Origin of the sequence: Microbacterium neungamense (assembly GCF_024971095.1) — a bacterium.
Classification (GTDB): domain Bacteria; phylum Actinomycetota; class Actinomycetes; order Actinomycetales; family Microbacteriaceae; genus Microbacterium; species Microbacterium neungamense.
In genome coordinates, this window is the sequence record NZ_CP069717.1 from 209,878 (window position 1) to 223,389 (window position 13,512).

Here is a 13,512-nt window from a genome sequence, read left to right on the forward strand (position 1 = left end):
AGAATCGAACAGAAGTCAAGCTCTCATCGAATCTCTCTACGACCATCGAAAACGCCCCGCATCCGGGGCACAATGGAACCATGCCCGTCACGCAGCCCCGGCACGCTGCGTCGCGCCCCGCCGCGCTGTCGGTGGCGGTCCCGCTCGGACTGCTGTTCACGGCCGCCGCCTCGCTCGGCGCGCTCGCCGCGGCGCCCGTCGCCGAGCCGGTGACGCCGCCCGTGCCCGCTGCGGCGCTGCGCCTGCCCGCCCCCGACGTCGCCCAGCAGCCGGTCGCCGATCCCTGTGGGGATGCCGGCGTGCAGGCGGCGCTGGCCTCCGGCGACGACGAGGCGGCGATCGCGGCGTTCGGCGGCGGCGAGGCGTTCCGCGCGGCAGTCACCACGGGCAACGCGCCGTGCATCTCCCTCTCCGACCCCGCGCGGCTCTGGGTGGTCGTGAACAAGGGCAGACCGCTGTCGCCGGTCGACTTCGTGCCGGCCTCCCTCCAGCCGTATCAAGTGCGCTCCACATCCCCCTCCGACGACGTCCGGCCCGAGGTGGCGCAGGCGCTCGCCGCGATGGCGGCGGCCTCGCAGGGTGCGGGCGCGGGGGTGCTCGGCGCGAACAACGGCTACCGTTCCTACGGGCTGCAGCAGAGCACGTACGCCGACTATGTGCGCGATCTCGGCCAGCAGGAGGCGGATGCCGGCTCGGCGCGACCCGGGCACAGCGAGCACCAGACCGGCCTCGCCGTCGACCTGGTGGCCTGCGACGACGGATGCGGCGGGCTCGACGACTTCGGCGGCACCGCCCAGGGGCGCTGGGTCGCCGAGCACGCGTGGGAGTTCGGCTTCATCGTCCGCTACGAGAGCGGCGCCACCGGGACGACGGGCTACGCCCCTGAGCCGTGGCATCTGCGCTACATCGGTCCCCAGCTCGCGGCTGCCTACCATCACGGTGGATACCGCAGCCTGGAGGACTTCTTCGGCCTGCCGCCGGCACCCGATTACCCGTTCTGACCGGGTCCTGAGGCATCCCACAACGTCGGAACCGAGTGTCACGGATTGTGGGATGCATTCCCACAATCGACTGCCGGTGCGGCGTGCGCAGACCTAGAATCGCGGGTGCGACGACGCATTTTCAGGCGAGAGGATGCCATGGAACGGGACATCTACGAAGAGGACCACGAAGCCTTCCGCGACCTGGTGAAGGACTTCATCAAGCGCCACGTCACAAACGAGGCGCGCGAGAAGTGGGATGCCGACGGGGAGATCGACCGGGACACCATGCGCGCCGCGGGCGAGGCGGGCCTGATCGGGCTGTCCGTGCCGGAGGAGTTCGGCGGCGCCGGCATGCTGCAGGATTACCGCTTCCGCACCGTGGTGATGGAGGAGGTCATCGCCGCCGGCGCGGGATCCCTCGCGGGTGCCTTCGGCATCCAGGACGACCTGGCGGTGCCCTACCTCGTGCACATGGGTACGCAGGAGCAGAAGCAGAAGTGGCTGCCCCGCATGGCCACGGGCGAGGTGATCGGCGCCCTCGCCATGACCGAGCCCGGCGCCGGCAGCGACCTGCGCGGCATCACCACGACGGCGAAGAAGGTCGACGGCGGCTACATCGTCAACGGCGCCAAGACCTTCATCTCCTCGGGTGCCACCGCCGACCTCGTCGTCACCTTCGTGAAGACCGGCGAGGGCAACCGGCCCGACGCGTTCAGCCTGCTGCTCATCGAGAACGGCATGGAGGGCTTCGAGCACGGAAAGAAGCTGCACAAGATGGGCTTCCACGGCCACGACACCGCCGAGCTCAGCTTCAGCGACGTGTTCGTGCCGGCGGAGAACCTCATCGGCGGCACCGAGGGTCAGGGCTTCGTGCAGCTGATGATGAACCTGCCGCTCGAGCGCCTGTCGATCGGGGTGGCCGGCGCCGCCGCCGCGCAGGCCGCGCTGGACTGGACGGTCGCCTACACCCGCGACCGCGAGGCGTTCGGCGAGCGGATCATCGACTTCCAGAACACCCGGTTCCAGCTCGCCGACGTCGCCACCACGGTCGACGCGCTGTGGGCGTACATCGACCGCGCGCTGATGGCCTACAAGGACGGCAGGCTCTCCGCCGAGGAGGCGGCGAAGGTCAAGTTCTGGGCCACCGAACGCGAATGGGAGGTGCTCGACACCTGCGTGCAGCTGCACGGCGGATACGGCTACATCATGGAGTACCCGATCGCCCGCGCCTTCCTGGACGCCCGGGTGCACCGCATCTACGGCGGCACCAACGAGATCATGCGCGAGATCGTCGGTCGCCAGATCGCGGGCAAGCGCTGAGCACGCGCTGAGCGTCAGGGGAGCTGCCAGGGGAAGGTGAGCGCGAGGATGAGCGCGGATGCCGCGAGCACTGCCGCGATGAACACGACGTCCCGGATCTGGAAGGGCACGAGGTGCCGCTCGGTGCGGGTGGGGTGGGCGCCGAAGGCGCGGGAGTCCATCGACAGGGCGACGCGCTCGGCGTGCCGGATGGCGCTCGCCAGCAGCGGGACGATGTACCCCCAGCCGCGGGCGAGCCGCGCGAACGGTCCGCGTCCGCCGTGGTGGCCGCGCACTCGGTGCGCCGCCCGGATCACCGACAGTTCGTACCGGAACCGCGGCACGAACCGATAGGCGGCCAGAGCCGTATACCCGATCCGGTAGGGCACGTGCAGCTGCTGCACGGCGGCGCGCACCAGATCGGGGCCGGTGGTGCTCAGCCCGCCGATCAGGGCCAGGCCGAGGATCGCAGCCAGCCGCAGCCCGGTGGCCAGTCCCACGGCGAGGGCGCCCTGATGCAGCGTCCACCCGCCGAGCGTCAGCACCGCCGGCGTGTCCGCCACCTGAGCGGGGTCGACCCAGATCGCGAACCCGACCGTCACCACGGCGACGGCGATCGGCATCCCGAGCAGCAGCAGCGCGAGCGCGCGAGCGGTGAGGCGCGCTCCGGTGAGCACGAGCAGGTACGCCAGCAGGAGGAACGCGGTGGGCGCGACGAGGTCGCGCGTGAAGACCAGCAGCACCATGGCCGGCAGCACGGCGCCCACCTTGGCCAGCGGGTTGAGGTGGTGCAGGAAGCGGGATGCCGGAGCGGAGATCTCCGCGTACGGGTCCCGGCCGGCCGCCGCCAGCGGCTGCCGTCCGGTCCCCGCCTCCGAGCCCCGACCGATCCTCGCCTCCGGCGGCGGCGTGCCGGTCATGAGGCGGCTCCGGCGGCGCTGAGCATCCGCAGCACGGGCGGCATTCGCAGTCCGGCGCCGTGCAGCAGGGCCTCGTCGGCGAGCAGCCGCGCCGTCTCGCCGGCGGCGTGCAGCCGGCCGCCGGCGAGGACGACGGCGTGCGTGCTGTACTCGGCGACGAGCTGCAGATCGTGGGTGACGATCACGATCGTGGTGCCGTCGGCGCGCAGTCCGGTCAGCAGCTCGAGCATCTCGGCGGCCCGGGCGCGGTCTTGACCGAACGTCGGCTCGTCCAGCGCCAGCACCTCCGGCTGCGTGATCAGCGCCGTGCCCACGGACAGCCGCCGCTTCTCCCCGCCCGACAGCAGGAACGGATGCACGCCGGCCTTGCCGGCGAGACCGAACCGGTCGAGCATCTGATCCACGCGGGCGTCGATCTCGGCGGCGGGGCGGTGCTGCAGCCGCAGGCCGTGGGCCAGTTCATCGCGCACGGTGTGCGCGATGAACTGGTGCTCCGGGTTCTGGAAGACGAACCCGATCCGCGAGACCAGCCGGCGCGGTGAGGCCGCGCCGACGTCGATCCCGGCCACGCGGACCGTGCCTCGCGGGGGCGGCGCGACGCCGCCCAGCGCCTGGATGAGGGTGGTCTTGCCGGCCCCGTTGACGCCGATCACCGCGGTGAACGCGCTCCGTGGGATGTCGAGCGACTCCACCGTCAGCACGCTCGTCCCGCCCTTGCGCACCACGAGATCGCGCACGACGACGGCCGGCTCGGTGCGCTCCCCCGCGGAGCGCTCCGCTACGGAGGGCCCGGCCGCGGAGTGCCCGGCCGCGGACCGCTCCGCGTCGGCCGGCGCCCCGCCCGGACCCCGCCGTGTCCCCGGCATCCGTTCCGCGAACTCCTCCGCAGTGACCGGCAGCGGTCCGCTCCACGCGCCGAGAGCGCGCAGCCGCAACGCGGCCAGGGTGCTCGAGGGCAGCCACACCCCGAGCGAGAGCAGCTCCTCCGCGTGCTCGCGGATCACCTGCGCCGCCGGGCCGTCGAAGGCCATGCGGCCCTCCGCGTCGAGCGCGATCGCCCGGGTCGCGAACCGCATCGCGGCGTCCAGGTTGTGCTCCACCAGGACGACGGCCCTGCCGGCATCGGTCACCAGCGTCGACAGCGCGTCGTACACGTCGTCGATGCCGCGCGGGTCGAGGTTCGCGGTCGGCTCGTCGAGGACGATCACCCGCGGGCGCATTGCGAGCGCGCAGGCGATCGCGAGCCGCTGACGGGCGCCGCCGGAGAGGAGATCCGGGTTCCATGAGCGCCGCTCCCACAGGCCCACCTGCCGCAGCGCCTGCTCGCTGCGGTGCAGGATCTCGGGCACCGGCAGCAGCAGGTTCTCCAGCGCGAAGGCCACCTCGTCCAGCACCGTGCCGGTGACCAGCTGTGCGTCCGGATCCTGGAACACCATCGCGACATCCGTGCTCAGCTGTGCGACCGGGGTCGACCGGGTGTCGCGCCCGGCGACGACGACGGTGCCGGAGAGCTCGGCCGGCACCGACTGCGGCACGAGCCCGTTCAGCGCGAGCGTGAGCGTGGACTTCCCCGATCCGCTCGGTCCGAGCAGCAGCACCACCTCGCCGGGATGCACATCGAAGGACACCGCCTGCGGCGAGGGCCTCGCGGCACCGGCGTGGGTGACGCTGAGGTCACGCACGCGGAGCAGAGGCGGGGAGGAGTGCACGGTGAGAACCCGGTTCGGTGCGGCTGCCGGCGCGCGCCGGCACACCTAACTTAGCCCAACCTCACCTGGCATCCGACGCTTCCCCTCGTGCCGCGGCTGGGCGCCGCTAGAGTGAAGCCGCCCACCCGAAGGAGCGCCATGAACGACCTGCTGTCCCTGCTGCCGCCCGGCTCCGACGTCGAGGACGGCGTGCTCCGGATCTCCGGATGCCGCGTGGACGACCTCGCCCGCGAGTTCGGCACCCCCGCGATCGTCGTCGCCGAGCCGGCGCTGCGCGCGCGGGCCCGCGAGTACCGGGAGGGGCTGACCGCGCGCTGGCCGCGGTCGCGGGTGGTGTTCGCGTCCAAGGCGTTCCCCGCCACGGCGGTGCAGCGGGTGATGGTGGAGGAGGGACTCGGGCTCGACGTCGCCGGCGGAGGGGAGCTGCGCAGCGCCGTCAAGGCGGGCGTCGACCCGGCCCTGATCGTGCTGCATGGCAACGCGAAGTCGACGGACGAGATCGAGTACGCGGTGCGGATCGGCGCCGGGCTCGTGGTGGTCGACAACGCCGACGATGTCGACCGCCTGGAGGCGATCGTGCCGCCAGGGCGGAGGCAGGACGTGCTGGTGCGGATCGTGCCCGGCATCGTCTCGTCCACGCATCCGCACGTCGCCACCGGCCAGCTCGGGTCGAAGTTCGGGCTCACGCCGGATGCCGCCCGCGCGTTGATCACGCGCATCGAGCGCAGCGACCGACTGCGGATGCGGGGCGTGCACGCCCACGTCGGCTCGCAGATCCTTGAGCCCGCCGAGCTCGCCGCGGCGATCGAGCCGCTCGCGGCGATGGGCGAGTTCCCGGTGTACGACCTGGGCGGCGGGCTCGGCGCCCGGTACACGTACGCCGAGCAGCCGCCCTCGGTGGCTTCATACCTGGACGCGCTGATCGACGCGGCCCGCGCCCACCTGCCGGCATCCGCGGAGCTCATCATCGAACCCGGACGCAGCATGGTGAACGCCACCGCCGCGACGCTGTACACGGTCACCACGGTCAAGCGCGACGCACGCACCTTCGTCGCCGTCGACGGCGGGATGGGCGACAACCTCGAGGTGGCGATGTTCGGCCAGCGCTACGAGGCGGCGCTCGCCGCCCGCATGACCGAGGAGGCGACGGAGGACACGATCGTCGTCGGGCGGCACTGCGAGAGCGGCGACGTGCTCATCGACGGCATCCGTCTGCCGGAGGCGAAGGTGGGGGATCTCCTCGTCGTGGCGGCCACCGGCGCCTACACCCACACCATGGCGAACAACTACAACGGCGCCCGGCGTCCGCCTGTGGTCTTCGCCAGGGACGGCGAGGCGAGGGCCGTGGTACGCCGTGAGACCTGGGACGAGCTGCTCGCCCGCGATCTTTGACGCAATTGTCAAAAATTCGCATCGCGGGTACCATCGACCGGTCGGTCAACGCGGACCGGCGCTGTATACCCGGGAGCAAACACTCATGACCTCTGTGCGTCACCAGCTTCTCCGCCGCAAACCCGCCCCGCTCGAAGGGGTCGAGGACTCGCATCTGAAGCGCAGCATCGGCCTGTTCGCGCTCACGATGATCGGCATCGGCGCCACGATCGGCACCGGCATCTTCTACGTCCTCTCCGGAGCCGTCCCGATCGCCGGACCCGCCGTGGTCTGGTCGTTCGTGATCGCCGGGGCCGTGGCCGGCGTCACGGCGCTCTGCTACGCGGAGCTGGCCGGTTCCGTCCCGGTGTCCGGATCGACCTACTCCTACGCGTACACGACCCTCGGCGAGGCGCCGGCGATGGGCGTCGCGGCCTGCCTGCTGCTCGAGTACGGCGTCTCCACCGCCGGTGTCGCGGTGGGCTGGTCGCAGTACGTGAACCAGCTGCTGTTCAACCTCTTCGGCTTCCGCATCCCCGAGGTGCTGTCGAACGCCCCCGAGCAGGGCGGCATCATCAACCTGCCCGCCGTCATCGTGATCGTGCTCTGCGGCCTGCTGCTGCTGCGCGGCGCGGGCGAGTCCGCCACCGCGAACGCCGTGATGGTGGTCATCAAGGTCGCCGTGCTGCTGTTCTTCGTCGCCGTGGCGCTCACCGGCTGGAACGCCGACCACTTCGCGAACTTCGCGCCCGCCGGGTTCCAGGGCATCGTCGCCGCCGCCGGTCTCATCTTCTTCTCCTTCATCGGCCTGGACGCGGTGTCCACCGCCGGTGGCGAGGCGAAGAACCCGAAGCGCAACCTGCCGCTCGCGATCCTGTTCGCCCTCCTCGTCGTCGTGGTGATGTACGTCGCCGTCGCCATCTCCGCGGTCGGCGCGCAGTCGCCGGAGAAGTTCGAAGGCCAGAGCGCCGGCCTCGCCGCGATCCTCGAGGCGATCATCGGATCGTCCTGGCCCGGCACCGTCGTCGCCGCCGGCGCCGTGATCTCGATCTTCAGCGTCACCCTGGTCACCCTTTACGGGCAGACCCGCATCCTGTTCGCGATGTCGCGCGACGGCATGCTGCCCCCGGTGTTCGCCCGCGTCGACCGCCGCACCCTGGCGCCGGCCGCGAACACCATGATCGTCACCGCCGTGATCGCTGTCCTCGCGGCCCTGGTCCCGATCAACTTCCTGCTCGAGATGACCAGCATCGGCACCCTGGTGGCGTTCCTCGTCGTCGCCGTCGCCGTGATCATCCTGCGCCGTCGCGAGCCGGACATGGAGCGCGGCTTCACCCTGCCGCTGCACCCGCTGATCCCGATCCTGTCCATCCTCGGCTGCCTCTGGATCATCTCTCAGCTGCGCCCGATCACGATCATCGTGTTCGTCGTCTGGACGGCCGTGGTGCTGGTGTTCTACTGGTTCTACGGGCGCCGGCACTCGGTGCTCGGCGGCGCCCCCGAGCCGGCCGACGTGCCGTTCACCTCGACCGTGGTGCAGCCGAAGGACGCCGACCGATGAGCATTCTCGTCGGGGTCAGCCCGGGGCAGCGCTCCACCTCGGTGATGCACCTGGCCGCGATGCTGGCCCGGTCGCTGGACACCCCGCTGGTCGTCGCCGCGGTGCTGCCGCAGTCGTGGTCGCCGCTCACCCACAACACCGACCGCGAGTGGCGCGATCACGTGCGGCAGTCCGCCGACGTGGTGCTCGACCACGCCGCATCCGTGCTCGTCGGCGTGAAGGCGACGTTCGTGCAGCACACCGCCCGTTCCGCGCACAAGGGCCTGCTCGAGCTGATCGAGGAGCACAAGCCCGACCTGGTGGTGCTCGGCTCGTCCTCGGCCGGGTCGCTGGGGCAGATCTCGCTGGGCTCGGTCAGCGACGCGCTGCTGCACGCGTCGCCGGTGCCGGTCGCGATCGCGCCCCGCGGCTTCCGGGCGTCTGGTGCCGCGCGGGTCACGCGCGTCACGGCCGCCTACGGCGGCTCGGATGCGGCCGCCGACGTCGTGCGGGGAGCCGCCGTCGTCGCGGGGACCATCGGCGCGTCGCTGCGGATCGCCTCGTTCGCCGTGACGCCCTCCGGCAGCGTGACCGCGGGCGTCGGCCGCTCGGCAGACCGCGGCATCGCGGACGAGTGGGTGCGCGACATCGAGGACCACGTCCGCTCCCTGCTCGACGACGTCGCGGCGCTGCCGCGCCCGCCCCGGCTCGAGGGCGCCGTCGTCGGCCTGGGCGACTCCTGGGCCACCGCGCTGGAGGACGTGGAGTGGCGCGCTGGGGATGTGCTCGTCGTCGGCTCCAGTACGCTCGGACCGCTCGCGCGGGTCTTCATCGGGTCGCACGCGACAAAGGTCGTGCGGCACTCGCCGGTCCCGGCGGTCATCGTCCCCCGCCGGGCGGCGGCGGAGCTCGCGGATGCCGCGGAGGAGGGCGCCCCGGTCGCCGACGGGCGCTGAACGGAAGCGGTGCGGGTGCGCGTCAGCGGATGACGCGCACCCGCACCGTCATGTCGGGGCCGCGTGCGCCGCGCACTGTCAGTCGCGGACGCGGACGGACAGGCAGGTGACGCAGCCCTCGAGCTTCTCGAACTCGCTGATCGGGGTCTCGATCACGGTGAGGCCGCGGTCGCGGAACAGCTGGGCGCTCTGCGGGGCGTCGGACGACATCAGCACGGTGTCGTCGTCGAGGACGACCACCGCGGTGCCGTGCTCCTCGGGCACCGGCAGGAACTCCGGGTAGATCGACGGGTCGTCCACCAGCGGCGGGTAGCCGATCACGGTGCCGTCGGGCAGCGCGGTGACCCCGCTCTTCAGATGCAGCACCTTGGTGACCGGCACCGGGACAACGGTCCAGCCGCGGGGCGAGAGCAGCGCGTCGAGCTGGGCGATGCCCTCATCGTTGGTGCGCAGCGTGCGTCCGACGTAGACGGTGCGGCCCACCTTGAGCACGTCGCCGCCGTCGAGGGTGCCCGGCTCCTCGATCCGCTCGAACGGGATGCCCGCGCGCTCCAGCGCCGCCCGGGTGGTGTCGATCTCCCCGCGACGCGAGTCGGCGCCGGGGCGGGTGAGCACGGCCAGGTCGCCGAACATCACCACGGTGTCCTCCACGAAGACGCCGTCGGGGTGGGCATCCGCCGGCTCGATCTCGACCACGTCCCAGCCGCGGGACCGGTACGCGTCGACGTACTGCTCCCACTGCCGCTGCGCGAGCTCCGCGTCCACCGGGACGCGCTCGATGTGGGTGAGCTCGCCTTCGGCGAGACGGGGCGAGGGACGGCGGACGAGGATGCGGGACATGCCCTCCACGATATCCGGCGGGGCGGACGGTCAGCGCCGGGTGACGCCCGCGCGCGTGAGCGCTGAGCCGGTCGCGAGCCCGACCGCGGTCCAGGCGACCGGCCCGACGAGCGAGAACGCGAGATAGGCGAGCTGCGCCCAGGCGGGGAAGCGCTCCAGGTCGACGGCGAACCAGACGATCACGCCGATGAGGCCGCCGATGACGATCGCCGAGACGAAGAAGCGCCAGGCGCCCCAGGACCGGTACCGGGTGAGCGCCGCCACGCCCTCCTGCACGGCGCCGAACAGCAGGGCCGTGCCGATGAAGCGCACCGTCCAGGCGGGGTTGAACGCGCTGGAGATGAGCGCGGCGATCACATGCGTGACCAGGGCGACCAGCGGCTGGCGCAGCACCTCCTGCGCGACGATGCCGGGCAGCACGTGCACCCCCAGCACCAGGCCGTACAGGAACGCGAGCGGCCCCGCGATCACCGGCACCGTGAGCAGCCCGGCGACGCCGCCCAGGATGCCCGTCGCCACGCCGATCGCCGCGCAGACGAGCAGCGCGCGCGTGCTGAGAACGGTGCGGGTGCTCACCGGTTCAGCCTATCGGCGGGGGTCCGACGCGGCCGATCTGCGGCGTCCGCCGTGTGCGGTGGCGTGCTGTCCGCGATGCCGGGTAGGTTGAGCGACGTTGTGGCGACGACGCCGCATCGGACACATCGGGAGAGCTCATGAGACGAACACCCCTCAGGGCGACAGCGGCCGCATCCCTGGCCGTGTTGTTCATCGGATCGACGGCGACAGCAGGATTCGCGGACGAGGGGGTGACACACCCCGCGCCGGTTGAGGGCACCCCCGGCCACTACATCGTGGTCCTGAAGGGCGACCCGCTCGCGACCTACGACGGCGACGCGAAGGGACTCCGCGCGACGAAGCCGGAGAAGGGCAAGCAGCTGGACGCCCACTCCGAGAACTCGCAGAAGTACATCGCGCACCTGAAGAACGAGCAGCGCAAGCTCGCCCAGCAGGCCGGCGTCACCCCGGACGCCAGCTACCAGGTCACCCTGAACGGCTTCAGTGCCGAGCTCACTGGTGAGCAGGTGGACGCGCTCCGGGCATCCAAGGACGTCCTCGGCGTGTTCCCCGACGAGATCCGGCATCCGCAGGCGCAGTCGTCCACCGACTTCCTCGGCCTCGGCTCCGACGTGGACGGCACCGGCGGCGTCTGGGAGGAGATCGGCGGCGTCGGCACCGCCGGTGACGGCGTGGTCGTGGGCGTGATCGACACCGGCATCGCCCCCGAGAGCCCGTCCTTCGCGGGGCACGGCCTGAAGAAGAAGGACCACAAGAAGTCCCAGGGGCAGCCGTACGCGGACGGCGACCACGTCGTCTACCAGAAGGCGGACGGCGGCACCTTCCGCAGCCCGATCGTGCGGGGCCAGGAGTGGAACAAGAACGACTACTCCACCAAGCTGGTCGGCGGCCGGTACTTCCACACCGGCGCTCAGGCGGCCGGCTTCGACTTCCAGCACGACTACCTGTCCCCGCGCGACGGCGACGGGCACGGCTCGCACACCGCGAGCACCGCGGCCGGGAACTTCGGGGTTCCGGCATCCGTCAACGGCGTCGACTTCGGCACCATCTCCGGCGTCGCGCCGGCGGCGAAGGTGGCGGCCTACAAGGCCTGCTACGTCGGCCCGGACACCAGCGTCAGCGACGACGACATCTGCGCGCTGAGCGACCTCGTCGCCGCGATCGACGCGGCCGTCGCGGACGGCGTCGACGTGATCAACTACTCGATCGGCGGCGGGGCGGCCACGAGCGTCCTTGAGCCCGACGACATCGCGTTCTTCAACGCGGCGGCGGCCGGCGTGTTCGTCGCCGTGAGCGCCGGCAACAGCGGCCCGGACCCGGCCACGGCCGACCACGCCTCGCCCTGGTACACCACTGTCGCGGCATCCACCATCCCGACCTGGGAGGGCACCGTCCGCTTCGACGGCTTCGAGGAGGCCGGCGCCTCGGTGAGCGTGCCGTTCGGCGAGGAGGTCACCGGGCCCTCGATCTACGCCGGCGACGCCGCCGCGGCGGAGGGCGCGAACCTGTGCCTGCCCGGCACGCTGGACGCGGCGAAGGTCGCCGGGCACATCGTGGTGTGCGATCGCGGCAGCAACGCGCGCGCCGAGAAGTCGCAGGTCGTGAAGGATGCCGGAGGCATCGGCATGGTCCTGGTGAACGTGCCCGGCGGTGCGGACTCGCTGGACAACGACTTCCACGCGGTGCCCACCGTGCACCTGTCCTCGGTGCACCGTGACGCCGTGCTGGCGTACGTGCAGGGCGGCGCCGACCGTCCGATCACGCTGATCGGCGAGAACGTGACCGGTGAGACCACGCCGGTGCCGCAGGTCGCCGGCTTCTCCAGCCGTGGCCCGATGAACGCGGACGGCTCCGACATCATGAAGCCGGACGTGGCCGCACCGGGCGTGGCGATCCTCGCCGCGACGCACAACGCCGCGGAGGGGGAGCCGACCTACGGCATCCTGTCCGGCACGTCGATGGCCTCGCCGCACGTGGCGGGCCTCGCCGCGCTGTACCTCGGGGAGCGCCCGGATGCCACGCCGGCGGAGATCAAGTCGGCGCTGATGACCACGGCGTGCGACACGGTCGACGCCGACGGCTCGGCGAACACCGACCCGTTCGCGCAGGGCGCCGGCCAGGTCGACCCGACGCGCTACTTCGAGCCCGGCCTGCTGTATCTCAGCGGACCGGCGGACTGGGCCGCGTTCATCGAGGGCAAGGGCCTGGCGGACTTCGACGGCATCGAGCCGATCGACGGCAGCGACCTGAACGGCGCATCGATCTCGATCGGCATGCTCGCCAGTGCGCAGACGGTCACCCGCACGGTGACCGCGACCGCGCCGGGCACCTACACCGCCGAGGTGTCGGTGCCGGGTGTGAACGCGACGGTCGAGCCGTCGACGCTGACGTTCTCGGAGGCCGGCGAGTCGCAGACCTTCACGGTCACCTTCGACAACGCCGGCGCCCCGGCCGAGCAGTGGGCCACGGGCATGCTCACCTGGAAGGGCGAGGGCGGCGACGTCCGCTCGCCGATCGCGGTGTTCCCGGTCACGGCCGCCGCTCCGGGTGAGGTCGCCGCGACGGGTGCCGACGGCTCCACGACGGTGGAGATCACCCCCGGCGTCGACGGGGAGCTGCCGCTGAACCTCAGCGGTCTCACGCCGTTCGAGCTGCTGGTCGACGAGGCGAACCCCGTGCCCGGGCACTCCGGGAACGAGAAGTCCGGCGACGAGAACAAGGACGTGTCGTGGATCGTCGAGGTGCCCGAGGGCACCACGCTCTCGCGGTTCGACCTCGACTCCTCGGACGACGAGGGCAGCGACCTCGACCTCACCGTGTACCGCGTGGTGTCGCCGGAGGACTTGCGCTACTACGAGCGCTGGCAGTCGGCGACCGGTGCGGCGGACGAGCAGGTGACCATCCCGTCGCCGACGGCGGGCACGTACCTCGTCGTCGCGAACATGTACTCCACCACCGGCCCGATGACGTGGGACATGACCTACGCCAACGTGCAGCCGGCCGGGGAGGGCGGGTTCACGGCCACCCCGAACCCGCTGACCGTCACCCGCGGTGAGGCGACGAGCTACGACCTCAGCTGGTCGGGGCTGGACGCCCGTAAGCACCTCGGCGTGGTGCAGTACGGCGACTCCGACGTGCGCACGATCGTCACGGTCGACGCGCGCTGACGCGCCACGGAAGGCCGGATGCCCCTCGCCGGGCATCCGGCCTTCCCGCGTCTCCGGCCCCGCCCGCGGCGCTCGCCGCCGTTGTGTCGCCGGGAGCTTCCCGCATCCGCGGGGCCGCTGCACGATGCGTTCTTCTCCCGGCGGGGTCGGC

The 13,512-nt window shown here is 71.8% G+C and carries 10 protein-coding genes; 6 read left to right on the plus strand and 4 right to left on the minus strand.

The features are described from left to right. The first annotated feature begins 80 nt into the window (after positions 1-80). Both JSY13_RS01040 and JSY13_RS01045 read left to right on the plus strand, forming a co-directional pair. Entirely contained in the window at positions 81-1,001 is a 921-nt protein-coding gene (locus JSY13_RS01040) for a M15 family metallopeptidase (protein ID WP_259607177.1), read from the plus strand. 138 nt (positions 1,002-1,139) lie between these two features. Then, positions 1,140-2,303: an acyl-CoA dehydrogenase family protein gene (locus JSY13_RS01045; protein WP_259607178.1), complete on the plus strand. Its 1,164-nt coding sequence runs from the start codon at positions 1,140-1,142 to the stop codon at positions 2,301-2,303. Positions 2,304-2,317: 14 nt separating this feature from the next. Here JSY13_RS01045 and JSY13_RS01050 read toward each other — a convergent pair whose 3' ends face one another. Beyond that, the gene (locus tag JSY13_RS01050; protein ID WP_259608228.1) at positions 2,318-3,133 is read right to left on the minus strand and encodes an energy-coupling factor transporter transmembrane component T; all 816 of its coding nucleotides are present in this window, start codon (positions 3,131-3,133) and stop codon (positions 2,318-2,320) included. A gap of 65 nt (positions 3,134-3,198) precedes the next feature. Beyond that, the gene (locus tag JSY13_RS01055; protein ID WP_259607181.1) at positions 3,199-4,884 is read right to left on the minus strand and encodes an ABC transporter ATP-binding protein; all 1,686 of its coding nucleotides are present in this window, start codon (positions 4,882-4,884) and stop codon (positions 3,199-3,201) included. 165 nt (positions 4,885-5,049) lie between these two features. Between JSY13_RS01055 and lysA the strand changes: the two genes are divergently transcribed. From lysA to JSY13_RS01070, 3 genes are all read left to right on the plus strand, one after another. Beyond that, positions 5,050-6,303, plus strand: a complete 1,254-nt coding sequence (gene lysA, locus JSY13_RS01060) for a diaminopimelate decarboxylase (RefSeq protein ID WP_259607182.1) — start codon at positions 5,050-5,052, stop codon at positions 6,301-6,303. An 85-nt stretch (positions 6,304-6,388) separates the two neighbouring features. Continuing rightward, positions 6,389-7,843, plus strand: a complete 1,455-nt coding sequence (locus JSY13_RS01065) for an amino acid permease (protein WP_259607183.1) — start codon at positions 6,389-6,391, stop codon at positions 7,841-7,843. Next, positions 7,840-8,778 (plus strand): universal stress protein, encoded by a 939-nt coding sequence (locus JSY13_RS01070; RefSeq protein WP_259607184.1) that lies wholly within the window; start codon positions 7,840-7,842, stop codon positions 8,776-8,778. The genes JSY13_RS01065 and JSY13_RS01070 overlap by 4 nt, the downstream gene beginning before the upstream one ends. A 78-nt stretch (positions 8,779-8,856) precedes the next feature. On the opposite strand, the gene ddaH is transcribed toward JSY13_RS01070, so the two are convergent. Continuing rightward, entirely contained in the window at positions 8,857-9,618 is a 762-nt protein-coding gene (ddaH, locus tag JSY13_RS01075; protein WP_259607185.1) for a dimethylargininase, read from the minus strand. A gap of 30 nt (positions 9,619-9,648) precedes the next feature. Continuing rightward, positions 9,649-10,194, minus strand: a complete 546-nt coding sequence (locus JSY13_RS01080) for an ECF transporter S component (protein ID WP_259607186.1) — start codon at positions 10,192-10,194, stop codon at positions 9,649-9,651. Between the two features lie 230 nt (positions 10,195-10,424). Here JSY13_RS01080 and JSY13_RS01085 point away from each other — a divergent pair, with 230 nt between their 5' ends. After that, positions 10,425-13,361, plus strand: a complete 2,937-nt coding sequence (locus tag JSY13_RS01085; protein ID WP_259607187.1) for a S8 family serine peptidase — start codon at positions 10,425-10,427, stop codon at positions 13,359-13,361. Positions 13,362-13,512 lie beyond the last annotated feature (151 nt).